The sequence below is a fragment of the Renibacterium salmoninarum ATCC 33209 genome (genome assembly GCF_000018885.1).
Lineage (GTDB): Bacteria > Actinomycetota > Actinomycetes > Actinomycetales > Micrococcaceae > Renibacterium > Renibacterium salmoninarum.
Genome location: NC_010168.1, coordinates 2,639,216 through 2,663,046, shown reverse-complemented (window position 1 = coordinate 2,663,046; position 23,831 = coordinate 2,639,216). Strand labels below are relative to the sequence as shown.

Genomic DNA, 23,831 nt, shown 5'->3' with positions numbered 1-23,831 from the left:
TATGAATCGTGGGAGAATTATTGGGTTCGTCATCCTCTGCCTCTTTCGTGAAGAAAGCTGCTGAGATCAGCTAGGAGCAACGTGAGCGAATCAGTACCGGTCCACACCGCATCGACGACAACTGCGTTGACCACGCAGGAAGTCTTACGCATCCGGAACGACTTTCCAGTCCTGGATCAACAAGTCAACGGTCACCCTTTGGTGTACCTCGATTCAGGTGCGACCTCGCAAAAGCCGCTCAGTGTGCTGGAATCTGAGCAAGAATTTTACGAGCAGCGCAATGCTGCCGTGCACCGGGGTGCGCACTGGCTCGCGGTCGAGGCCACGGAAGCTTTTGAAGCCGCCCGCGTCGGCGTCGCCGATTTTATTGGCGCGGCGGACAACGAGCTGGTTTGGACTTCCAACGCGACCGAAGCGATCAACCTGATTGCCTATTCCTTCAGTAACGCCAGTATCGGCCAAGTATCTGCCGAAGCCGAGCGTTTTGCGCTGCGTCCTGGTGATGAAATTCTCGTCACCGAGATGGAACATCACGCCAATTTGGTTCCGTGGCAAGAACTCGCCCGGCGTACCGGTGCGAGCCTGAAGTTCATTCCGATTAACGACGACGGCACCCTTCAGTCTGCCGATGAACTGTTCACTGATCGCACCAAGGTTTTCGCTTTCAGCCATGCCTCGAATGTACTTGGCACCATCAACCCGGTTGCCGAGTTGGTAGCGAAGGCGCAACAGGTAGGCGCGCTGACCGTCTTAGACGCCTGTCAGTCCGTGCCGCACCTGCCGGTTGACGTCAAGCAGCTGGGCGTTGATTTTGCGGTCTTTTCCGGGCACAAGATGCTTGCACCCACCGGAATCGGTGCGCTGTATGGCCGGACTGAACTGCTCGCCGCAATGCCGCCGTTCTTGACCGGCGGATCCATGATCACCTCGGTAACCATGGAAACTGCTGGCTATCTGCCGCCCCCGCAACGATTCGAAGCCGGCACGCAAAAGATTTCGCAAGCCATTGCGCTTGCCGTGGCGGCAAGTTATTTATCCGAAACGGGCATGGACCGGATTGCTGCCTGGGAAGCGAAATTGGGCCAACGGCTAGTGACCGGCTTGAGCTCCGTTGCTGGCATTCGAGTGCTGGGCCCGAAACCCGGCGAGGAACGCTTGGGTTTGGCCGCGTTCGACGTCGAGGGCGTACACGCACATGACGTGGGTCAGTTCCTGGATGATCGCGGCATCGCCGTCCGGGTAGGTCATCATTGCGCGCAACCGCTCCATCGCAGGCTGGGCCTGACCGCGAGCACCCGCGCCAGCAGCTACCTTTACAACACCGAAGCTGAGGTGGACGTTTTCTTGCAAGCCGTTGCAGATGTTCGAGCGTACTTTGGTGCTGGTGTTGCGGCGGTGCGTTCATGAGCGCCCTGGATTCGCTCTACCAGGACATCATCTTGGAGCACTCCAAGGCTAAGCATGGTTCGCCGATGTCCGCACATCCCGAACCTCAGGATGCCAATAGCGCACAATCTCACCAACTAAATCCGATCTGTGGCGATGAAATTACCATCCGAGTCGATGTGACTCCGGACATAATTGTCGGCGTGCACTGGGATGGTGCAGGTTGCGCAATTTCAATGGCTTCAGCTTCAGTGCTGAGTGATCTGTTGACCGGGCTCGACCGGAGCGAAGCCGCGGAATTGATGACGGAATTCCGCGCCATGATGCGCTCTAGAGGCCAAATTCAAGGTGACGAGGAAGTTCTTGGTGAGGCGGCGGCCTTCTCTGGTGTCTCCCGATACGTGGCTCGGGTGAAGTGCGCGATGCTGGCATGGGTGGGTGTTGAAGACGCCTTAAACCGGCTCGGTTAGTCACCCGGCTAGTCGAATTAGCCGACTGGGGTCTGGTGGCAAAACAGTAAGCCAGCGTATCTTCTCAGTGATGCTCCGGGGGGAGCAGAAACAGTGAGGAACTAGGATGAACAAAGTCGCAAAAGCTGGAATTGCCGCCGGTATTGCGGGATTGCTTCTGCTGGGAGGTGGCACTACTTGGGCCCTTTGGCAGGACAACAAGACTGTCGATGCAGGCCAGGTTAACACCGGACAGCTCAAACTCGCGCTCGGAACTGCAGGTAGTTGGAAAGACGTTTCTTCAGATGTGACCGGTGCGACGGCCATTGATTTGACCACTTTCAAACTCGTCCCTGGGGATACCGTCAAATTCGTGCAGATTCTCACCATCACCGCTGATGGCAAGAATCTCAAGGGTTCCTTGACCATTGACCCCAGCTCAATCAATACCGCGATCCCGGCTGCTTGGCAGCCTTACGTTACGGTCACGGTGGCACCGGAGAGCCTACCCTCGGGTTTGACCAATACTGCGGGCGTGATTAGTTTCGCTGCCCCAGGAAGCTACACCTTCGACGTCGGAAGTACCGTTGCCTTTGCCAAGGGCGCCAACGCTTCCGGAACCGACGATGAGACTATTGAAAACCAATCCGCCAATTTGAACGGCCTTGCGCTCAAATTGCAGCAGACTCGCTGACGGCATTTGGGGGTCCTGCCATGCGACTGAAACTGGGCTTGGCCCTGGCAGCGGCAGTTTCGGCGTTCCTGCTAGTGGGGGCGACCGGAACCGCCGCGCTTTGGCGTGACCAAGCTACGGTGAATCCTGGCACGATCAGCACTGGTTCTTTGATTTTGCTCAATGGTGATCAGACGAGCCAGGTGAAGAATTATCAGCTCAGTGATTTCAGTGCGGCGGCTATTAGCCCCGGCGCGAGTAAACAAGCTCCGCTCGTGGTTAAAAATGCTGGCAATACCCCATTTCTGCTCAATCTGAAAGGAATCACCGCAACATCTGGTTCGCCTAGCTTGCTGCAGTCCTTTGTGATTTCCATCGCGCAGGTCAATTTGGTGGGTGATTGTCCTCTTGGCTCAGCAACCACAAATGGTCTGACGCTCTACCAGGGATCGCAACAAGCCAACGCAGTATTTACCAGCCAGCCTAGGCTGGCCGCAGGTGCTTCGTTGGTGCTGTGCTTGCGTGGTGTGCTCGGGACCGACGCCGCGCAGAGCACAGACCAAACCGGGTTCCAGCTGTTTTTTGGATTTAGAGCGGATCAGAGCCGATGACGACGACTAGCGCTCGGCCAACTGAGCTAGCTCCAACTCGCCGAGTCAGGCAGCAAAGCACAGGACCTCTGTGGTGGTTCCGCCAGGTCTTTTCTTGGCTACTGCTCTTCTTGGTGCTCGGTATCGTTGCGGTCATGATCGTGGTACCCAGAGTTTCTGGTGGCGAGACCTTCACGGTGCTCACAGGGTCGATGCGGCCGGGTCTGCAACCTGGCGATCTTCTGGTGATCAAAGCCACGCCAGTCGAAAATATCTCCATTGGCTCGGTCGTGAGCTACCAATTGAACTCCGGATTGTCCGATGTTGTAACGCACCGGGTGGTGGGGATTTCGGTTGCTCCCAACGGCGAACGCAATTTCCAAATGCAAGGCGATGCAAACAACACCCCGGACGCAGCCGCAGTACGACCAGTGCAAATCCGAGGCGTACTTTGGTATTCACTGCCATTTTTGGGATACCTCAATTCAGCAATCAGCGGGGAATGGCATATTTGGCTGCTAACCGGCGCGGTGGCGATTTTGATCGGCTATACGGTATTCATGTTGCTGAGCGCTTGGCGCGATCATCGCCGTGGTCATCGGCACGGCTATCGGCACGGCCAGAAAAGCAGCCGCTCATGATGAAACTTCTTAGCTTGTGCACGGCAATTGGTGTATCTGTGTTCTTTGCGATGCTCACGTTCGCTGCTCCCGCGCACGCAGCGGGGGAGCTGGAACTGAGCCTCGACGGTGTGCACTGGGCTCAGCAACTCCCCGGTCCGCTTTTCGCCGCCGGAGACAAGCTAATTCCGGGCGAGAACCGTAGCGCGCAGCTCTGGGTACGCAATGGAGCAGCGTCCACCGCTGAGTTGAGTGCCCGGCTAACTGATGCCGCCTGGCAAGGATTGATCGCGAACGGCCTAGCGACAGTAACTGATTCAACGACTAAGGGCTCAAAAATCTTAATGAAAAATGGCAGCATGCTTTTTACCCTTCCGGCAGGGAGCGCTGAGGAAATAACCCTCACCGTCGGGCTCAGCACCGAGGCCGGAAACGACACGCAACTACAGACAATTCCTGTTGAGCTCTCGTTCGACCTTCGCGAGTCGATTCCGGAAACGGCAACGCCAACTTCAACCGACTCAACTTCTGCCAGCCCGACGGCGACCGGACCGGACGGATTGCCAAATACCGGCTTTCCGTTAGCTGCAGTGACGGCTGGCTTGTTGAGTGCGCTGATCTTGATTGCGCTGGGTTTTGGCCTGCGCCGGGCTGGTTCGGGAAGACATGGGGACGGTCATGAGCAGGCATTCGCAAAAACCCAATTTATGGCGACGCTTTGGCTCGGTCAGGGCCCGCGCGCTACTTGCGCTCGGCATGGTCTTTGGGCTTGGCGCGGTTGGCACCTTAGCTGCTTGGCAAGATACCAGCGCGGTAACGTCCGGGAGCTTTGTGGCTGGCACGGTAGACCTCACCTTGCGGCAAGGCTCAGCCTCGAGTGATGGCGCCGTTGGTCTAAATCAGCCATATGCTTTTACCGATTTTGCTGGCACTAACCTGGCTCCTGGCGGTGTGGCCGTGTTCAAACAACTCACGGTACGCAATTCAGGTTCGCTAAATTTCAATTACAGTATTGCGGTCACCGGTAGCGGCACGCTTGCCACCGATGCAACCGGTTTGAACATTGGCATTTATGCTTCGGCAACCTGCACGGCAACTACGACGGCTGGCCAGCTCTACAGCGGCAAGATCGGCGGTGCGGCTACCGCCGTCAGGGCATTGGCTGCTGCTGGCGCAGATTTACTGTGTGTACGCGCTTGGCTCGACACCGCTGCGGTAACAGGTTTGCAGAATCAAACCGGCGTTATCGTCTTCAACTTCTCGGCCATTCAGAGCTGATATGGCCGCAGCCAAGCATTCGAACGACGCGGAGCTCTCGCCGGGAGCCGCCGCCTTACTGGTGCCCGCAGGCGGTCCAGCACGGAAGCGTGCGCGCGCACTGCCGTTGGCAAGGGAAGTCTTGCTGACGACCGGTGCCGTACTGGGCTTGCTTTGTCTCATTGGTGCGCTAGCCGCCGTCGTCTTTGGCATCACACCAATAGTCTTCCGCCCAGGTTCAATGGGCCCCACGATCGATACTGGTGCGCTTGCCTTGAGTCGGCCGGTTGCTGCCACTGATATTTCGATACATTATGTGGTCAGCGTTTCGAATGCGCAGGGCGAGCGGGTTACTCACCGAGTTGTGGCCGTCGCTCCAGCGCAAAGCGGCAATGTCATGCTGACGCTCAAGGGCGATGCCAACGCCTTGGCAGATCCGCTACCTTATCCAGTGCCGCAGAGCAGCAAAGTTGACCTGATATTTTTCTCCGCCAATGGACTTGGCTATGCCGTTGCTTTTTTGCAGTCGCCGTGGGCGATCTTTGCTGGTGGACTTCTGGCCGGAGTCCTTGTTTTCATCGCCTTTAAGCCGCCGAAGTCTCGCGAACGCGCGACTACCCGACGATCCGGACGCCGGGTTGCCGCGCTGCTCGCCGTCGTAGTTCTGCCACTTGCCGGGATGAGTTTTTCTGGCTCCTCCCAAGGCACGTTGGCGTCATTTACCGATTCTTCGGTGGCCACCGGCGGAACGCTGCGGGCAGCCCGACTAATGGATATCACGGGTGGAATTCAGTGCACCGATAGCTTTCCTAACTCAACTATCACCTGGAATCCGGCACCGTTTTTACCGCCAGAGGGTAGCTATGCGCTGAAAGTTACTCGGCTCAAAGCCGATGGCAGCGTCGATCAAGAGCAGGGTTACTTCAGCACGGCAGCCGGTATAACGGCCTTCACCTTCACACCTGCGGGGGTGCTGTTAGGACTTCTCAGTGGTCCCACAACGTTTCGGATCAGTATCTTTTCGGTGATAGCCACTGGCGGCCTAGCGAGCTCCGACTGGTCAAACATTATTTGGTCCTCCTCAGCGCTCACCGTGGCGAACCGGACCATTCTGAACTATCCCGGATTGTTGCTCGGCCTGGGCGCGCACACCCAATGCAATCCGAGTTAAGCCCAGCCGTTGCTGCTCAATCGTCCTTTTCATCGAAGACATCGGGTACGCCGTCGCCGTCGGCATCGACCGATTCGAGTTTTTCAAGCTTGCGGTAATGCTGATTTCTTATTCTCAAGATCACGGTAGCTAGCAGAGCAGCAACCAGCGAAGCGGTCAGAATCGCGACCTTGGCATGGTCATTGTGCGGAGAATCAGCACCAAAAGCGAGTTCGCTGATCAAGAGCGAAACTGTGAAACCAATGCCAGCCAGTATTGCTAGGCCCAAGACATCGATCCAGGACAAACCATCGTCAAGCGAGGCTCTGGTGGTTTTGGTGATCAGGAAAGTTGCGCCGAAAATGCCGATGGCTTTACCCAGGATCAACGCGGCAATAATTCCGATCGCCACGGTATCTGTGAGCGAGTTGGTGAACCCTGCCCAGCCGCCAATTGCGACGCCGGCCGAGAAGAACGCGAAGATCGGCACCGCAACTCCGGCTGATAGCGGCCGGAAACGATGCTCAAAGTGTTCGGCGAGGCCTGGTCCATTATCTGGATTGCGATCCCGGCGAACCACCGGGACCGCGAAGGCCAGCAGCACACCGGCGACGGTGGCATGTACGCCCGATTCGTGCACTAAGACCCAGGTAATAATCGCTAGCGGCAGTAACAGATACCAGCTGCGGATACGTTTCTGCACAGCCCAAGTGAACAGCCCCAGCGGGATCAAAGCTAAGGCCAAGTACTGTGGCTGCAAGTTGTGCGGGTAGAACACCGCGATGATCGAGATGGCAATAAGGTCATCGACAACCGCGAGCGTTAGCAAGAAGGTTCGCAGCGCCGTCGGTAAGTGAGTGCTGATGACGGCGAGCACGGCGAGGGCAAAGGCGATATCGGTGGCGGTGGGGATGGCCCAACCATTGAGGATTTCGGCCCCCGAGCTGAGGTTGATCAGGGTATAAATAATTGCTGGCACCGCTACGCCGCCAATTGCCGCCGCAATCGGCACAATAGCGCGATCAAAGCGCCGTAAGTCGCCAGCAATAAACTCACGTTTAAGCTCTAGGCCCGCGATAAAGAAGAAAATGGCTAGCAGGCCGTCGGAGGCCCAGGCACCCAAGCTGAGGTCGAGTTTCAACCCGAAAGGATTGAAGCCAATTTTTGCGTCTCGGAGTGCAAAGTAACTCTCTGATCCCGGGGAGTTAGCCCAGATTAACGCCGCAATAGTTGCCGCCAACAGCAATGCGCCGCCAACGGTTTCCTTGCGCAAGATTGCGGTGATCCGCAAATGCTCTGGATAGGAATTGCGGCGGAAAGTACGGCGGGCAGTTCGAGACGTGATCATCAAAGATCCTCACAGAAGACATGGCAAAAGAAGGTAGAACAATGGCTACGAACGCAGCCATGCCGACCAGACTTCCCGGCACACCATGATCTATTTTACCCGTTTTTGGCTGAGGAAACTTAGCTGAAGATCGTGCGAATGCCGATTACTAAGGTAGCGATGCCCAAAATCATGGAAATGCTCACCAACATAATGTGCACCGTGAGGAACTTAGTGGGCCGGCCGTTCTCATCGCGGGCACGTGGATCCTTGAGCACGCGGCGCAGGAACGGCGGCCAGACAATGAAAGACCAAATACCGGCAAGAATCAGGATGAGGGACAAAATCAAAGGTAGTTTCATGATGCGGTTCCGCCTAGTACCTTGAGTGCTTCGCTAACTTGCAGGTTCAAAGCCTTACCAATTGCGGGCTCTGCTGCTTTGGCGATTTTTTCGCCGAAGAACGGAATGCTGGAGGTGACACTGCCCGCCATCTGGATCTGCGTCTGTTCGCCGTCTGCATTCAAACGCTGCACCAAGTTGGCCTCAACCGGCACCCCGGAGATCTTGGCGCTGATCTTCACTTCACGCGACCCATCGGCGGCGGGAGCAGACCAATTTTCCTTCTGCTGCATGGTCAATCTGGCTCCGAAGAATTTCTTCGCAAAGTCCGGCAACCGGTCGCTCGGGAGCGAGCGCGCCGTCGTCGTTTGGAAGGCTCCAGAGGTTTCGCCTGAAATCTCGAAGGATTCTAACGTGCCACCAGCGGCTTCGCTGACCTGTCGGGCGAAGTCTTCGCTGGCAAAAAGTTCGACGACGCGCTCGACATTGGCGGGAAGTGAGGCTGTGGAGGTCAGAGCCATGGTTCTCCTTGTTAGGGGACTTGTCCGAATCCATCTTACGTGTCGATCAGCCAGCGCCCGCCGTCGAGTGTCGACTTGTGGCTGGTTTGAAAGGCGCAAACCAGCCACAAGTCGACACTCGACGGGGATAGGATGGAGGTATCACCCCCGGAGTTCTTGGAACTTCGGGCTTTCGTGTTGTCTTCGGCGATCTAAGTGGGTTGGAGTTTCCATGGGCTTGAACGGTTTGCGTGCTGCACTTCGCGAGGATCCGAGCATCGCCAGAGTCCGGGCCCATGCGGAGCGCGAACACGCCAAACGAAGCGAGGATTTGCAGATTGGTGCGCCCAACGGTCTGCGGGCTCCGCTACTCGCTGAGGTAGCTGAAGGTTTGGCTGCAGCGCAAGCGAACGGGGATCACGCCGGGGTGGTGCTCGCGGTAACCGCGACGAGCAGGGAAAGCGAAGACCTGGTCGCGGCCCTACGTGCTTACTTGCCGGAGGATGCCGTTGCGGATTTCCCCAGTTGGGAGACGCTGCCGCACGAGCTGCTCTCGCCCCGTTCCGATACCGTCGGGCGGCGTCTTTCGGTGCTGCGCCGGCTAAAACATGGTGGCATGGGTACCACCGGTCCCTTACGGATTGTGGTGGCGCCGGTGCGCGCTGTAGTTCAGCCGATTGTTCAGGGCTTGGCGGATTTAGAGCCAGTTGAGCTGAGTATTGGCCAACGGGCTCCTTTCGATCAGGTGATCCGACGCCTGGCCGACGCTGCCTATGCGCGGGTAGACATGGTTACTCATCGTGGCGAATTTGCGGTGCGCGGCGGCATTATTGATGTTTTTCCACCAACTGATCCGCATCCAGTTCGCATTGAATTCTTTGGCGATGAATTGGAATCGATGCGCTGGTTTGCGGTGGCGGATCAACGCACCTTGACCAGCATTAGCGGAACAATCGAGCACCCTAAAGCACTCTTTGCTCCGCCGTGCCGGGAACTCTTGATCACCCCGGAGGTGCAATCGAAAGCCGCGAAACTGAAAGACTCCTTCCCTGCTGCCGCGGCAATGTTGGAGAAGATTGCTGGCGGTATTGCCGTGGAGGGAATGGAATCTCTCACCCCGGTACTGGTTGATTCGATGGTGCCCGTGGTCGCGGAATTTCCACCCGGCTCAATAGCCGTGGTGCTTGAACCGGAGCGAGTGCGCGGCCGGGCCCATGATTTGGAAGCGACTAATGAGGAGTTCCTCGAGGCAGCCTGGTCAACAGCTTCCGACGGCGGTGCGGCGCCCTTGGACGTCTCCCAGACACTCGCTTCGGCGAGCTTTGCCTCGCTGGCGCAAACTCGCGGCGCGGCCTTACGCGCTGGCGTCAGCTGGTGGTCAGTTTCGGCGCTAGGCATCGATGACGAGACTGCGCCAGAACTTGATGTGCTGAGCGTGCCAGCTCGTGAACCACGCGGTTATCAGGGCAATGTGGCCGAGATGCTCGAGTTCATCGGCTCGCGTGTTCGCGGCAACGATGGCGGCGGGCAGTGGCGAGTGGTCGTCGCGACCGATGGCCCGGGCCCAGCGCAGCGCTTGGCGGAGCTTTTCCACGATGCTGATATTCCTACCGCACGAGTCGATTCCTTAGATGAGCAGCCGCAACTGGGCATCATCGAGGTGACGACCGCCGCCGTCGGCCATGGCTTTGTGCTTGACGGACTCAAAATCGGTCTGTTGACCGAGGCCGATTTACTCGGCAGATCTTCGGCCTCTGGCACCAAAGACATGCGGAAAATGCCGTCCAAACGACGCAATGCGGTAGATCCGCTGCAATTGCGCGGCGGCGACTTTGTAGTGCACGAACAACACGGTATTGGTCGATTCCTCGAGTTGATTCAGCGAAAAGTTGCTGGTACTGACGGCAGCCGTGAGTACTTGGTGCTTGAATATGCACCGTCGAAGCGTGGTGCGCCTGGTGACCGGCTGTTTGTGCCCACCGATCAACTGGACCAAATCACCGCCTACGTGGGCGGCGATGCCCCGGCGTTGTCCAAAATGGGTGGCTCGGATTGGGCTTCGACGAAGAACAAAGCGCGCAAAGCGGTCAAGGAGATTGCTGGCGAGTTGATTCGTCTCTACTCGGCTCGGATGGCTTCACGAGGTTTTTCCTTCAGTGCGGACACTCCTTGGCAGCGTGAGCTCGAAGAAGCTTTCCCCTACGTGGAAACTCCAGACCAGTTGACCACGATCAACGAGGTCAAAGCGGATATGGAACGCGAGATTCCGATGGACCGACTAGTCTCCGGCGACGTGGGCTACGGCAAAACGGAGATTGCGGTACGGGCCGCGTTCAAGGCCGTACAAGATGGTAAGCAAGTTGCTGTTTTGGTGCCCACCACTTTGCTGGCGCAACAGCACTATGAAACGTTTAGCGAGCGGTTTTCCGGTTTTCCAGTAAGGGTTAAGCCACTTTCCAGATTCCAGTCTGGCAAAGAAGCCAAAGAGACCGCCGAAGGCGTGGCAAATGGCTCAATCGACGTGGTGATCGGCACCCATCGATTGCTATCGAAAGACTTCGCCTTCAAGGACTTGGGTTTGGTGATTGTTGATGAGGAGCAGCGGTTCGGTGTTGAGCACAAAGAACAGCTGAAGAAGATGCGCAACAACGTGGACGTCTTGGCCATGAGTGCCACGCCGATCCCGCGAACCCTTGAAATGTCGTTGACCGGTATTCGCGAGACCTCGACTTTGGCCACGCCTCCTGAGGAACGGCATCCGGTGCTCACCTACGTTGGCCCGTACACGGATAAGCAAGCGTCAGCCGCGATCCGACGTGAGTTGATGCGCGAAGGCCAAGTGTTCTTTGTGCACAATCGGGTTTCTTCGATCGAGCGGATTGCCGCGCATGTGCAGCAGTTGGTTCCGGAAGCTCGAATTGCGGTGGCGCACGGGCAAATGAGCGAATCTCGGCTTGAGCAAATCATTGTGGACTTCTGGGAAAAACGCTTTGATGTGCTGGTCTGCACCACCATCATTGAGACCGGCTTGGATATTTCCAACGCAAACACCCTGATTGTCGACGGCGCAGATAAGTATGGCTTATCTCAGTTGCATCAGCTGCGTGGCCGGGTGGGCCGTGGCCGGGAACGCGCTTACGCCTACTTCCTTTATCCGGCAGAAAAGCCGCTGGGTGAGGTAGCCCTGGAGCGGCTCAAAGCGGTTGCGGCACACAACGAGCTTGGCGCCGGTATGCAATTGGCTCTCAAGGACTTGGAAATTCGCGGTGCGGGCAACCTTTTGGGCGGCGAGCAATCCGGCCACATTGCGGGTGTGGGCTTCGACTTGTATATCCGGTTGGTGGGTGAAGCCGTTGCGGATTATCGCGGCGAAACCGAGGATAAAGCCGCCGATATGAAGATCGAGCTGCCGGTGAATGCGCATCTACCGCACGACTACGTACCGGGGGAGCGGCTTCGCTTGGAGGCCTACCGGAAGTTGGCTGCTGCGGCATCAAACGCAGCGATTGACGAGGTGCTGGAAGAGCTTGTGGACCGTTACGGCGAGCCGCCGGCTGCGGTAGTGAACCTGATCGCGGTGGATCGATTCCGGGTTGCGGCGCGCGAAGTTGGCCTCACCGACGTTGCGGTTCAAGGCAATTTCGTCAAGTTCTTCCCGGCCGATTTGCCCGAGTCACGGCAGATGCGGTTGCAGCGAATGTACCCGGGTTCTTTGATCAAACCAGCGCTCCACCAAATTCTGGTGCCAAGGCCGAAGACCGCCCGAATTGGTGGCCGCGATTTGGTTGACGCTCAAGTGCTGGAGTGGGCGGAACAAGTGCTCACCGCGATCTTTACCGCCGAGGCGCAAGCGTAAGACGGCTTAGGGTGTGTAGCCTCGGACCGTGCCATCGGGCGAGATCTGCTTCACGATCAATGAGCAGTCCTTATCCGCCAAACCCTCCGCGATGAGGGCATCAAAGTGCGCTTGGGCCAATGCTGCCGCCGGCAGTTTCACCCCGGTGCTCTTGCCGGCGTCAAGCGCTAGGCCAATGTCTTTGCGAGCCAGGTCCACTCGGAAGGTCGCGTCGAAATTGTGATTTGCGGCCGACGTCGGCACCACCTCGGGTACCGGATACCAAGTTTGCTGCGCCCAAGACCGGCCAGAAGACACTGAAGCAATTTCCCAGAAGACTTGCGGGTCTAAACCCAGATGTTCCGCTAACTGTGAGCCTTCCGAGGCGGCCATCAGATCAATGAACAGCATCATGTTGTTACAGATTTTTGCAGCAATTCCTGCGGTGGCGCCGCCAGCCACAATCGTCTTTCCGGACATGGGCTCGACGAAAGTTACGGCAGCCTGAACTGCGCTTTCTTCGCCGCCCAGCATGAAACACAAAGTACCGGCGGCGGCCCCGCTGATTCCACCGGAGACCGGAGCGTCAACAAAACGGAACCCGGCGGCTGCAGCGCACTGATGGCAATATTTTGCGGTCTCAATGTCCACCGTGGAACTGTCGATCAGCAGCGTTGAAACATCTGCACTAGCAAGAATATCGGCGAAAACAGCTCGTACGTGTTCGCCCTTGGGTAGCATAGTGAACACAGCATCCGCGCCAGCCACCGCCTCCGCAATGGAATCGACAATCTGTACGCCAGCCTCGGCGGCTGCGCCCTTGGCCCCGGGGTCAAGGTCCACGCCGCGTACGGTGTGCCCTGCCTTGACGAGATTCGCCGTCATCGGACCGCCCATGTTTCCTAAGCCAACCCACGCGTAAACCGCCATCTGAAACTCCCTCAATCGTCGTTGATGAGCCCACTCTATGAGTTTCAGGGATGCTCATCAATGCACGTCAGGCCGCCAAAATTGCACCTCTTCTGTGCGTTCATGCACAATGCAGTATGGCTGAGACGGGATATCTTGACACTTCACATCGGCATCTTGAAGGTCTCATGACTTTTCTAGCCGTCGCTCGACTCGGTCGCTATAACGCTGCCGGTGAGGCGCTCGGCGTCAATCACTCGACGGTTTCCCGACGAATCCATGCGCTAGAAAAGGCGATGGGGGGCCGGGTATTGGTGCGAGCAACCTCGGGCTGGGAGGTGACGCCGTTGGGCAGGCAGGCATTGAGCACTGCCGAGGAAGTTGAACGGGCACTGAGCTCCCTCGCTCAGCAGCATAGCGGCGCGGAGATCACCGGGATGGTGCGACTGGCCGCTCCGGATGCCTTCAGCACTTTGGTGGCTGCCCCAGCCCTGGCAGGCCTGCAAAATGACAACCAGGGCCTGGCTGTCGAACTTATCAGCGCCACCCAGCGCGTCCGGCAGAACCGTTCCGGGGTAGATCTTGAAGTGGTGGCAGGGGAGCCTTCGGTGCACAAAGCGGTGGCCGCGCATATTGTGGACTACTCCTTAGGGCTGTATGCGAGCGAGGCGTACTTGGCCGCACACGGAGTTCCACGTTCGCTTGCAGAAATTGCCGGGCGTCGGATCAATTTCTATATTGAATCTGCGCTGCACGTTGATGATTTAGACCGAGCGACCGAAAGCTTGCCAGATTTCCGGCACGGTATTGACTCCACAAGCGTTTTTGCCCATGTTGCCGCCACCGAAGCCGGTGCTGGAATTGGCATTTTGTCAACTTTTCTGGCCGATCAAAATCGCGGATTACGCCGAATTCTTCGCGATGAATACTCGCACCCGCTGTCCTACTGGGCAGTTGTTCGGCAAGAAGCAACACGTAACCCGGCGGTCGCCTTGGTGATCGAAACCTTGCGGTCGACGGCGTCGCGCAGGCTTTAGCTGGCTGCTAGCGCTATTGGGCGAAGCGTTGCCGATCTTGCTCATCGAGTTCCTGGAATGAGCTACCTCGAGTTTCGCGCAAAAAGTAGACCGCTACCAAGGTAACGAGGGCTGCGACCATCATATAAATCGATACCGGTGACCAAAAGTGGAACTGGTCCAGCAGGGATGCCGCTATCACCGGAGCTAGCGACCCAGCCACAACCGAGGTTACCTGGTACCCCAGCGATACGCCCGAGTAGCGCATTCGGGTAGGGAACATCTCCGCCATGATCGCAGGCTGGCCAGCGTACATCAGCGAATGCACCACCAGTCCCAGGCAGATCGTTAGCAGGATAACCAAGGTATTTCGAGTATTGAAAAGTGGGAAACAAATGAATCCCCAACCGATCATCAAGAGCGCGCCCAAGCCGTAGATTGGCCGACGGCCCAACTTATCGGTCATTCGACCGATGATCGGCACAATGATGAATTGCAAGGAGTGGGCCGCTAAGAGCAGCAGCAAAATCAGCGAAGTGTCCATCTTCAACTGAGTTTTTAGATAAGTGATCGAGAAGGTCACCACCATGTAGTACAAAATGTTCTCACCAACCCGCAAACCCATCGCGGTGAATACCCCACGCGGATACCGGCGGAAGACTTCAATAACGCCGTAACCGGCGCTCTTATTTTGTTCCAGCTCGCGTTTTGCTTCCTGAAAAATAAGGGCGTCGGTAATTCTGGAGCGAATGTAGTAGCCGATCACTACGATCACTACCGAAAGCCAGAAGCCAACCCGCCAGCCCCAGGAAAGGAATGCTTCTTGGGAAAGGGTGCTGGAGAGTATCACCAGGACGACGGTCGCAAGCAGGTTGCCAGCTGGAACCGCGGCTTGTGGCCAACTGGCCCAAAACCCGCGTTCTTTATTAGGGGAGTGCTCGGCGACTAGAAGAACCGCACCACCCCGCTCCCTGCCAACGGCGAAGCCTTTGTAAGAATCGCAAGACCACCAACAAGAATTGGCGCCAAGTAACCAACTTGGTTGAAAGTGGGCAGGCAGCCCATCAAAAAGGTGGTCGCACCAACCAAGATAATTGCTAGTTGCAGGAGGTGCTTGCGGCCATACTTATCACCAAAGTGTCCAAAGACGATGCCGCCAATTGGTCGGGCAATGAAGCCCACGGCGTAGGTGAGAAACGCCTTGATGATTCCGTCCAGATCATTCCCGGTATCCGGGAAGAACACTTTGCCAAAGACCAGCGTTGCGGCGGTGGCGTAGAGAAAAAACTCGTACCATTCCACGACGGTGCCAGCCATCGAGGCGGCAACAACCTGCCGCAGGCCCCGATTCTTGCCACCTTTAGCTTTGACTTCTGCATTGTGTACGGACTGAGCCACCGACTACCTCCTTGTAGTTGCGAGTGCGCGCAGCGGCTCGGTAATCCCCCTGGCCTGTGATCTGGAACACAACTCTTTGATCGAGTATCCAGGTAACTAGCGATGGCATCAAGTCAGATCGGCGCGCCACTGATGTGCGTTAATGCGCAGTGCACGCCTGAAGTGATCTCACGGATCGAAAAACCTACAGCGGATCGGTAGTACGATGCTCCAGATCGAGCCCAAGCACCGCGTTTTCTACAACCTCGCTCAGTGCCGGATGAATCCAGTACTGTCCGCGGGTGAATTCGGTCAAATCGGTTCCGAACGACATCGCCTGGATCAGTGGTTGGATCAGCATCGAAGCTTCAGGGCCGATGATATGTGCCCCCAACAAGCGTCGGGAGTCCTTCTCGGCAATAACTTTCACCACCGACGTCGTGTCTTCCATCGCCCAGCCGTACGCTGTACCACCAAATTCCTGAACATATTCGACGACGACGGCGCCGGTCTCGGCGGCGTGCGCGGCAGCTTCTGCACTGGTCATCCCCACCGAGGCGATTTGCGGGTGGGAAAACACCGCTTCAGGCACCGCATGGTGATTGGCTGCCCGCAAATCATCAGGATGCGCCGCATTATGCGCAACGATTCGCGCCTCATGGTTGGCGACATGTTTGAGCTGATAGTCGTTAGCGATGTCACCGAGAGCCCACACTCCTGGCACAGCAGTGCCGGCGCTCAGCACGCGCTGGAACTCATCAACCAGCAATATTCCGCTCGATCCAGTGTCAAACTGGGCGGCCTTGACGTCCAAGCCCTCGGAAGAGGCGGCCCTGCCAATCGCAATGAGAACTAGATCAAAGTCTTCGTCGATGCCATCGGCGTCGTGCTGTCCCTGAGTCTTTACCCGAAACGCATTTTCCGACGACGGCGTCATGGAGTGCAGCTGATGGCCCGTTTCCAGTCGCCATTGCTGAGCCGCCGCTTCGGTGAATTTCTTGGAGCATGATGGCATCCATCGAACGCAGCAGTGCGTCGCCACGGATGATTTGAGTTACTTGGGAGCCGAAGCCAGCAAAGACTGAGGCGAATTCGGCAGCAATAACTCCGCCGCCTACTACCAAAACTCGGCTGGGCAACTCATTGATCCGCATCACGGTGTCAGATGTGTGGACTTGGGGTAAATCTATGCCCGGTACGTCAGGCATTTGGGCGTGTGAACCTGCCGCGATCACAATCTGATCGGCGCTCAGCTCGGCACCACTTGCGGTCAGTAGAGTTTTTGGGCCAATGAAGCGAACTCGTTCTTCGATCAAAGTGACATTGGCATTATTGGCCCGGTAGTCTCGACCACCCTGAGAAATCGGGTCGATTCGGCCGAAAACTCGATCGCGGATTTCCGCCCAGTGCACGCCGTCGAACTTAGTCTCAACGCCTAGGCCTGGGCCTTCGGTAGCTGCTTGCCACGCCAACATTGATGGGTAAACGTACATTTTGGTGGGAATGCAGCCCATATTTAGACAGGTGCCACCAAAGACCCAAGCTTCAATGAGCGCAACTTTTTTACCGTCCCAATCCGGCGTCAGAATGCTTTTTCCTGAGCCGGAGCCAATGATGATCAGCTCAAAATGTGTCATGAGGCGGTTGAATCAGTGACCGCGGACCGGCTTGCGGTGTTCGGTGTCTACTTGGGCGTCACGGCCGCTATACTTAACGGCCCATGAACGTCTGCGGAATCCAGAAAGCCAGGAAAAACAAGCCAAGTCCAATGGCGAACGGCCAGACGTTCTGCAAGCTACCAAAGGAGAAGGCAAAGATTCCACCCAGGAACATCACGAAAAACACCAAGAAGAGAATGATGGATTGGACCAAGCTGTTCTCGCGCTCGGGTGTGGTTCCGGCCATGATGTTTCCTCCTGAAATCGGGTTCTGCTCCATTCTAAACTGCGCAGAGCTTGGCTTAGTACGCGTTGGTGCCGGTACCGCCGGTGACAATCGCAATTCCTGAGCTAGCACCAATCCTGCTTGCACCAGCGGCAATCATCGCTTCGGCATCTTCACGGCTGCGTACGCCACCGGAAGCTTTCACGCCCACTGAAGGGCCAACGGTTGCCCGCATGAGCGCTACGTCCGCCGTCGTCGCGCCGCCGCCGTTGAAACCCGTGGAGGTCTTGACGAAATCTGCGCCGGCTTCAACTGCCGCTTCGCAAGCAATGACCTTTTGTGCGTCGTCGAGCAGCGACGTTTCAATGATGACTTTCAGAATTGCGCCGCCAGCGTGCACCGCATCAGCAACGGCCGAGATATCGTCCACCAACGCACCGCGATTGCTAGCTCTGGCTTCGGCGATATTTATCACCATATCCACTTCGTCTGCACCATCAAGGGTCGCGCCACGCGCTTCGAAAACCTGGACGTCGGTAGGGGTTGCGCCGAGTGGAAAGCCGACCACCGAACAGGTCAGCACGGGCGAGTTTCGTAACGCTTGATGCACGGTCTTGACCCAGATCGGGTTGACGCAAACCGACTTGAATTCATAATTTACGGCCTCACCGCACACTTTTAGCACATCAGCTTCGGAGGCTTCGGGCTTGAGCAAAGTGTGATCAATGAAACTAGCAATGTTCTCCGTCATTTATCTATCCTCCCAGACGTTTCGCCAGCGTAACCAATCACAATCCGAGCGCTTCGCGGACGTCGTCCAAAACAGCATCCAAAACCGAGCGCGCATTTTTGCGGGCTTCGCTAAGATCAGCGGCCGAATCCACGGGCACGATCACTTCCAAATAGCACTTTAACTTCGGTTCGGTACCGCTAGGCCGGATGATCACCCGGGTGCTGTCCCTGGTCAGATATAGCATGCCGTCGGTGGCGGGCAATTGCGCCGAACCAGTAGCTAGATCGGTGACAGTTTCTACTGCAGATCCGGCAAAACTAGTCGGTGTGTGTTCCCGCAATCGGTTCATCATAGCCGAAAGTAGGCCAAGATCGGCAACACGGACGCTCAATTGATCGGATACGTGCAGCCCGTTGCGAACGGCTAAATCGTCCAATAAATCAAAAAGCGTTCTGCCCGTCGCTTTCGCAGCAGCGGCCATTTCAGCAATGAGCAAGCCAGCAGAAATGCCGTCCTTGTCCCGAACCAAAGATGGTGCAACACAGTAGCCAAGGGCTTCTTCATAGCCATAGCTAAGGCCGGGCACACGGGCGATCCATTTGAAACCGGTGAGGGTTTCCACGTGGGCAAATCCGTTCGCCGTTGCGATCTTTGCCAAGAGCCGGGAAGAAACAATCGAATTCGCAAAGACGCCGCGCGGCTCATCATCGGTTTTCGCTCGGGCTACCACGTGCGCGCCCAATAGTGCTCCTACTTCATCGCCTCGGAGCATTCGCCATTGCCCGGTGCTCGGATCAACGCCGGCAGCAGCAGCCCGGTCAGCATCTGGATCATTGGCTATCACCAAGTCCGCGCCAACTTCAGTGGCCGTTTGTATGGCCAGATCCAATGCGCCCGGTTCCTCGGGATTCGGAAAGGCGACCGTGGGAAAGTTCGGGTCTGGTGCCGCTTGCTCGCTCACTACCGTCACATCGTTGAATCCGGCAGCTTCAAATACTTGAAGGGCGGTTTCGCCGCCAACACCGTGCATTGGTGTGAGCACGATCTTTAGTTCGCGAGCCGGAAAACGCTCGAGCTGCAACAATTCCACCAGACCTTGACGGTAGGCAGCAATGATCTCTGGCGCAACTGGCTGCCAGCCGTCCTGCGCAAGTTGAATTGATTCGATAGCGCCAACGGCGTCGATTCGGGCCGCAATCTGGCTATCGTAGGGGGCCACAATCTGCGCGCCGCGTCCGGATTCGTCATTGGCAGCCAGCGCTCGGCCACCCAGGTACACCTTGTAGCCGTTGTCTTGCGGCGGATTATGGCTGGCAGTCACCATAACGCCGCCCTCGCAACCAAGTGCGCGCACCGCAAAAGCAAGCAACGGGGTAGGCAATGCTGAGGGCATCAGGAAGGTCTCAATGCCGGCCGCAATGAAAATGGCAGCAGTTTCCAGCGCAAAGACATCTGAGTTGTGTCGAGCATCAAAGCCGACGACGGCGCGCGGGCGGTAGGGCTCAGCTGCTGCGGCGGCAGTGTCTAGCAAGAAGCTTGCTAAGCCAGCCGCCGCACGGCGTACCACGATCCGATTCATCCGATTTGGTCCCGGTCCCAAGGCAGCACGTAAGCCAGCGGTGCCAAATTGCAAAGTGCCAGCGAAAGCGTCTTCAAGCTCTTGTTCGGCCTGGGTAATCATCGTTGCATCGCCAGCAGAATCATCCAAAGAAGCCACGTCAATCAAAGCGCGCAACTCTGCTTCGGTAGCCGGATCTGGGTCGCTATTTGCCCAATCGAGGGCACGGGCAAGGAGCTCACTGCTCATGGGACTCATGGAAATAACCTACCGTCTTTTAGAGCTTGGCGATGATCTCAGCCAACAATCGAGAGATTCGCGGGCCAGCAGCTTGACCGGCTTCAATGACCTCAGCATGGCTCAACGGAACGGGGGAGATTCCGGCGGCCAGATTGGTCACGAGCGAGATTCCGAAGACCTCCATACCAGCGTGCCGGCCGGCAATAGCCTCTAACGCAGTCGACATGCCGATCAGGTCAGCGCCGATGGTTTTTGCATACCGAATTTCGGCCGGAGTCTCGTAATGCGGGCCAGAGAACTGAGCGTAGAAGCCTTCGGCGAGACTCGGGTCGACCTCACGAGCCAGATCGCGCAACCGGGAAGAATAGAGGTCGGTGAGATCGACGAACGTCGCACCCTCAAGAGGTGAGGTTGCCGTGAGATTAATGTGATCGCTGATCAATACTGGCGTGCCAGGCGCCCAGCCTGGGTTCACGCCACCACAGCCATTGGTCAGTACTAAGGTTTTTGCGCCAGCTGCCGCCGCTGTGCGCACACCGTGCACTACTGCGCGAACGCCTTTGCCCTCGTAATAATGAGTTCGGGCGCCGAGCACCAGAGCTCGCTTACCCTCAGCGGTCAATACCGACCGAATGGTGCCCACGTGGCCAACCACTGCCGGCGCGGAAAACCCCGGTACATCAGTTGCTTGCAATGTAGCGGTTGTTTCACCGATTAAGTCGGCTGCTTCGCCCCAGCCAGAGCCCAACACCAGGGCTACATCGTGTTGCGGCACTCCAGTTTGCTCAGCGATGTAGGCAGCGGCGCGAGCGGCGGCAAGGAATGGTTCAGTCTGTGCGGTTTCAGCGTCGAGGTTACTCACGGAATCAATTTACCTGTTTCCTAGAAAGTACGCGCGCTGCCAAGTTGCGGCTAACTTGCGACTAAGTCAGGCTTGGCTCGCTTTGCGGCTGCGGCAGGATAGGCGAGAATAGGGGACTGTGACGACTCCAAACGATATGAACATCCCATCCTTAGCCATCTTGGGTGGTGGCCCGGGCGGATATGAGGCCGCGATGGTGGCTGCTTCGCTCGGCGTGCAGGTGACCATTGTTGAACGCAACGGTCTGGGTGGCTCTGCGGTGCTGACCGACGTCGTGCCGTCTAAGACGCTGATCGCTACCGCGGATGTTATGAACCGTTTTGAAAGTGCCACCGACCTTGGTGCCCGCTTTGATGTTGACGGCGGTGATTGCGTGCCTTTGATGCGTGCGGATCTGAAGCAAGTCAACGACCGCTTGCTGGAATTGGCTCGCGAGCAGTCCGGCGATATTAAAGCCGGGCTAGAGCAAGCTGGTGTCCGGATCATTATTGGTCAAGGCACCATGAAGGACAATCACACGATCGAGGTCGTGACGGACTCCGGCGTCGAGCTGGTTACCGCTGACGCGATTTTGCTCGCGGTTGGTGCACACCCACGCGAACTGCCCACCGCCAAACCCGATGGCGAGCGCATTCTTAACTGGGCGCAAATCTATGGTCTGACTGAACTCCCGCGGGAACTTATTGTGGTCGGTTCTGGCGTTACCGGTGCCGAGTTTGCTTCTGCTTACAACGGCCTGGGTTCGCGAGTTACTTTGATTTCCTCCCGTGACCAGGTTTTGCCGGGCGAAGATTCCGACGCTGCCGAAGTCCTTGAAAACGTCTTTGAACGCCGCGGTATGACGGTGCTTTCACGTTCACGAGCCGAATCCGTGCAGCGCACCGAGGAGGGGGTACTCGTGACGCTTTCCGACGGCCGTCAGGTCAGTGGGTCGCACTGCCTGGTGTGTGTTGGCTCGATTCCGAAGACCGAAGGTATTGGCCTAGAAGCCGCCGGCGTGGCTTTGACTGAATCTGGTCACATTAAGGTCGACGGCGTCTCACGCACCTCTGCGCCAAATATTTACGCTGCGGGGGATTGCACCGGAGTGCTGGCGCTCGCTTCAGTTGCCGCGATGCAGGGCCGGATCGCGATGGCACACTTGCTCGGTGACGGGCTGCGTCCGCTGAAACTCACCCAAGTTGCTTCGAACATCTTCACCTCGCCGGAAATTGCTTCGGTGGGTATTTCTGAGGCTGACCTGGAATCTGGTCGGTATCAGGGCGATGTGGTGAAGCTGCCGTTGCAAACCAACGCGCGCGCCAAAATGCGTAACGCAAAGGACGGCTTTATCAAGATCATTGCGCGCAAGGGTTCCGGCACGGTGATTGGCGGCGTGGTGGTTGGTGCCAACGCCTCGGAGCTGATCTTCCCGATCGCCATCGCGGTGACGCAGAAACTACACGTGGATGACTTAGCTAATACCTTTACCGTGTACCCGTCGCTTTCTGGCTCTATTTCAGAAGCAGCTCGGCGCCTACACGTTCACATGTAGCTAAAGCCACTCGGAAAGAGCGGCGTCGATCTCAGCCACGTCGGGTTCGCCGTCGGTAGCCCAGGCGACGAAGCCATCGAGGCGGACCAGAACCGCGCTGAGGCCCAAATTATCCTGCACTTGTCCCTCGAAGTAGCTGATTGAGTTCCCCAGGCGCTCGCTGAGTAGCCGAAGCTCCGCGTTGCCGGTGAAATTGAGCAATGCGCCCAAGCCATCTTTCAATAACGGACCCAGCCTGGTGCCATCGGCAAATTCAAAGTCTGGCAAGCTGCGCCCGATCAACGGATGGTTGCCAGCAAGGTCATAGCGCAATGAGACGCCCCAAAGTTGCTCAGCAAAGTACGTTGCGCCATCGCGTGTGCCAATGAGATCCCGAATCATCGTTTCAAGCGCACGAGAACTTTGGCTTGGTCGCATCAACGCCACTTGCGCGCGGGACCAGTTGAGCACTTTGGCACCGATCGGATGCCGCTCGCTAGCGTAGCTGTCGAGCAAGGTACTCGAAGCGGTGCCACGAATGGTGGCGGCAAGCTTCCAGCCCAGGTTCATCGCATCGCCCAGCCCCAGGTTGAGTCCTTGCCCGCCCAAAGGCGAGTGGATGTGGGCGGCATCGCCAGCAATCAGCACCCGCCCGTTGCGGTAATTCGTTGACTGGTAAGTGCGGTCAGTCCACGTCGCAGCAAGCTCAAGCGCGGTCAAGGTGACTTCAGTGCCGCTAATGTGTCGCAGCACCTCTTGCACATGTTCCAGGGTTATTGCTTCGCTCCGGTGAAAGGAGCCTCCATCGAAGGCAACCATGGCAATGATTCCGGGCTGCGATTGGAAATACATACCAGTAGGGGTATAGATCCGACCCATGTTGAGCTTGTCCGGATCTGAGATCTTCACCTGGACCGAATAACCAGTGAACTCCGGGTCGGTGCCGCCAAACTCAAAAGCGCCAGCTTTGCGGACTGTGCTACGACCGCCGTCGCAACCAACCAGCCATTTGCCCTGAAAAACCTCGCCAGCGGCGTTAACGCGCACGCCCTCATCCGATTGGCTGAAGCCTTCTACTGCGGCGTCGCGCTTGATTTCCACACCTAGCTCAAGGGCCCGAGCCGTGAGAGCCGATTCGACTCGTTCCATGGTGGTGCCCACGGTTGATTCGGCTGGATTCGGCAGCCGGTAGGGCCACCGTGAGCTATCGATATTTTCCTCATCAAAAGGGATCCCAGCAAAGTGTCCAGCTTGACGGCGAGGTTTGGCTGATTGCGGCGTGTCCGCTGACGCAACTTTCGCTGGCGCGTTTGGTGCTTTGGATACCGCAATATCTGCTAGCAGGCCACGTCGATAAAGCGCTTCAACTGTGGGTATGGAGAGGCCACGCATACCAAAAGGCGGCCCTTGAGTGCTGAGTACGGATCCGACGCGCTTTCCAGAACCAGAACGGACAGGCCAGCTAAACGTAGCTCGCAAGAAAGGAAGAGTCCGACTGGCCCGGCACCGGCAATTACGACGTCATACATGAAGATCATTCCTATCCGTTGGGCAACCTCAAGGAGCCTAACTCTTGACTGGGCATTGGTTCAATGAAATGAAGGCAGCATT

General features: G+C 57.2%; 22 protein-coding genes and 1 pseudogene. 10 read left to right on the top strand and 13 right to left on the bottom strand.

Going from position 1 to position 23,831, the window contains the following annotated elements; all coding sequences use genetic code 11:
* The first annotated feature begins 81 nt into the window (after positions 1-81).
* From RSAL33209_RS13130 to RSAL33209_RS16570, 7 genes are all read left to right on the top strand, one after another.
* Entirely contained in the window at positions 82-1,407 is a 1,326-nt protein-coding gene (locus tag RSAL33209_RS13130; protein WP_012246350.1) for a cysteine desulfurase, read from the top strand.
* Entirely contained in the window at positions 1,404-1,856 is a 453-nt protein-coding gene (gene sufU, locus RSAL33209_RS13125) for a Fe-S cluster assembly sulfur transfer protein SufU (RefSeq protein ID WP_012246349.1), read from the top strand. The genes RSAL33209_RS13130 and sufU overlap by 4 nt, the downstream gene beginning before the upstream one ends.
* A gap of 106 nt (positions 1,857-1,962) precedes the next feature.
* Positions 1,963-2,529, top strand: coding sequence for an alternate-type signal peptide domain-containing protein (locus RSAL33209_RS16575; protein WP_012246348.1), 567 nt, complete (start codon positions 1,963-1,965; stop codon positions 2,527-2,529).
* A 20-nt stretch (positions 2,530-2,549) separates the two neighbouring features.
* On the top strand, positions 2,550-3,119 hold the full coding sequence (locus RSAL33209_RS13115) for a SipW-dependent-type signal peptide-containing protein (RefSeq protein ID WP_012246347.1): 570 nt from the start codon (positions 2,550-2,552) through the stop codon (positions 3,117-3,119).
* On the top strand, positions 3,116-3,739 hold the full coding sequence (locus RSAL33209_RS13110) for a signal peptidase I (RefSeq protein ID WP_012246346.1): 624 nt from the start codon (positions 3,116-3,118) through the stop codon (positions 3,737-3,739). The genes RSAL33209_RS13115 and RSAL33209_RS13110 overlap by 4 nt, the downstream gene beginning before the upstream one ends.
* A gap of 657 nt (positions 3,740-4,396) precedes the next feature.
* The gene (locus RSAL33209_RS13105) at positions 4,397-4,996 is read left to right on the top strand and encodes a SipW-dependent-type signal peptide-containing protein (protein WP_114597747.1); all 600 of its coding nucleotides are present in this window, start codon (positions 4,397-4,399) and stop codon (positions 4,994-4,996) included.
* A gap of 1 nt (position 4,997) precedes the next feature.
* Positions 4,998-6,146 carry a SipW-dependent-type signal peptide-containing protein gene (locus RSAL33209_RS16570; protein ID WP_012246344.1) on the top strand — a complete coding sequence of 383 codons (1,149 nt, stop codon included), beginning with the start codon at positions 4,998-5,000 and terminating at the stop codon, positions 6,144-6,146.
* A 16-nt stretch (positions 6,147-6,162) separates the two neighbouring features.
* On the opposite strand, the gene nhaA is transcribed toward RSAL33209_RS16570, so the two are convergent.
* From nhaA to RSAL33209_RS13085, 3 genes are all read right to left on the bottom strand, one after another.
* Positions 6,163-7,473 carry a Na+/H+ antiporter NhaA gene (nhaA, locus tag RSAL33209_RS13095; protein ID WP_012246343.1) on the bottom strand — a complete coding sequence of 437 codons (1,311 nt, stop codon included), beginning with the start codon at positions 7,471-7,473 and terminating at the stop codon, positions 6,163-6,165.
* A gap of 119 nt (positions 7,474-7,592) precedes the next feature.
* On the bottom strand, positions 7,593-7,814 hold the full coding sequence (locus RSAL33209_RS13090; protein WP_012246342.1) for an SCO4848 family membrane protein: 222 nt from the start codon (positions 7,812-7,814) through the stop codon (positions 7,593-7,595).
* Entirely contained in the window at positions 7,811-8,314 is a 504-nt protein-coding gene (locus RSAL33209_RS13085; RefSeq protein WP_012246340.1) for a DUF2505 domain-containing protein, read from the bottom strand. The genes RSAL33209_RS13090 and RSAL33209_RS13085 overlap by 4 nt, the downstream gene beginning before the upstream one ends.
* A 211-nt stretch (positions 8,315-8,525) precedes the next feature.
* On the opposite strand from RSAL33209_RS13085, the gene mfd reads away from it, so the two are divergent.
* Positions 8,526-12,149 carry a transcription-repair coupling factor gene (gene mfd / locus RSAL33209_RS13080; protein ID WP_041684810.1) on the top strand — a complete coding sequence of 1,208 codons (3,624 nt, stop codon included), beginning with the start codon at positions 8,526-8,528 and terminating at the stop codon, positions 12,147-12,149.
* 6 nt (positions 12,150-12,155) lie between these two features.
* Here mfd and mmsB read toward each other — a convergent pair whose 3' ends face one another.
* On the bottom strand, positions 12,156-13,058 hold the full coding sequence (mmsB, locus tag RSAL33209_RS13075) for a 3-hydroxyisobutyrate dehydrogenase (RefSeq protein ID WP_041684809.1): 903 nt from the start codon (positions 13,056-13,058) through the stop codon (positions 12,156-12,158).
* Between the two features lie 116 nt (positions 13,059-13,174).
* Here mmsB and RSAL33209_RS13070 point away from each other — a divergent pair, with 116 nt between their 5' ends.
* Positions 13,175-14,074, top strand: a complete 900-nt coding sequence (locus tag RSAL33209_RS13070) for a LysR family transcriptional regulator (protein WP_233494208.1) — start codon at positions 13,175-13,177, stop codon at positions 14,072-14,074.
* 13 nt (positions 14,075-14,087) lie between these two features.
* Here the strand turns inward: RSAL33209_RS13070 and RSAL33209_RS13065 are convergent.
* From RSAL33209_RS13065 to RSAL33209_RS13040, 7 genes and pseudogenes are all read right to left on the bottom strand, one after another.
* A pseudogene (locus RSAL33209_RS13065) lies at positions 14,088-15,451 on the bottom strand (MFS transporter).
* Between the two features lie 184 nt (positions 15,452-15,635).
* A complete protein-coding gene (locus RSAL33209_RS19775; protein WP_325050056.1) occupies positions 15,636-16,367 on the bottom strand; it encodes an FAD-dependent oxidoreductase in 732 nt (243 codons plus the stop codon).
* On the bottom strand, positions 16,288-17,067 hold the full coding sequence (locus RSAL33209_RS19770) for an FAD-dependent oxidoreductase (RefSeq protein WP_325050055.1): 780 nt from the start codon (positions 17,065-17,067) through the stop codon (positions 16,288-16,290). The genes RSAL33209_RS19775 and RSAL33209_RS19770 overlap by 80 nt, the downstream gene beginning before the upstream one ends.
* A 73-nt stretch (positions 17,068-17,140) precedes the next feature.
* The gene (locus tag RSAL33209_RS13055; protein ID WP_041684808.1) at positions 17,141-17,335 is read right to left on the bottom strand and encodes a hypothetical protein; all 195 of its coding nucleotides are present in this window, start codon (positions 17,333-17,335) and stop codon (positions 17,141-17,143) included.
* A 55-nt stretch (positions 17,336-17,390) separates the two neighbouring features.
* A complete protein-coding gene (deoC, locus tag RSAL33209_RS13050) occupies positions 17,391-18,065 on the bottom strand; it encodes a deoxyribose-phosphate aldolase (protein WP_012246333.1) in 675 nt (224 codons plus the stop codon).
* A 37-nt stretch (positions 18,066-18,102) separates the two neighbouring features.
* Entirely contained in the window at positions 18,103-19,863 is a 1,761-nt protein-coding gene (locus tag RSAL33209_RS13045; RefSeq protein WP_012246332.1) for a phospho-sugar mutase, read from the bottom strand.
* A gap of 19 nt (positions 19,864-19,882) precedes the next feature.
* The gene (locus RSAL33209_RS13040; protein ID WP_012246331.1) at positions 19,883-20,707 is read right to left on the bottom strand and encodes a purine-nucleoside phosphorylase; all 825 of its coding nucleotides are present in this window, start codon (positions 20,705-20,707) and stop codon (positions 19,883-19,885) included.
* A 136-nt stretch (positions 20,708-20,843) separates the two neighbouring features.
* On the opposite strand from RSAL33209_RS13040, the gene RSAL33209_RS13035 reads away from it, so the two are divergent.
* A complete protein-coding gene (locus RSAL33209_RS13035) occupies positions 20,844-22,241 on the top strand; it encodes an NAD(P)H-quinone dehydrogenase (RefSeq protein ID WP_411741000.1) in 1,398 nt (465 codons plus the stop codon).
* Here RSAL33209_RS13035 and RSAL33209_RS13030 read toward each other — a convergent pair whose 3' ends face one another.
* Both RSAL33209_RS13030 and RSAL33209_RS20090 read right to left on the bottom strand, forming a co-directional pair.
* Complete coding sequence (locus RSAL33209_RS13030; protein ID WP_174258550.1) at positions 22,242-23,612, bottom strand: FAD-dependent monooxygenase; 1,371 nt, start codon at positions 23,610-23,612, stop codon at positions 22,242-22,244.
* Positions 23,558-23,749: an FAD-dependent oxidoreductase gene (locus RSAL33209_RS20090; protein WP_174258549.1), complete on the bottom strand. Its 192-nt coding sequence runs from the start codon at positions 23,747-23,749 to the stop codon at positions 23,558-23,560. Before RSAL33209_RS20090 ends, RSAL33209_RS13030 begins: the two co-directional genes overlap by 55 nt.
* Positions 23,750-23,831: the final 82 nt, after the last annotated feature.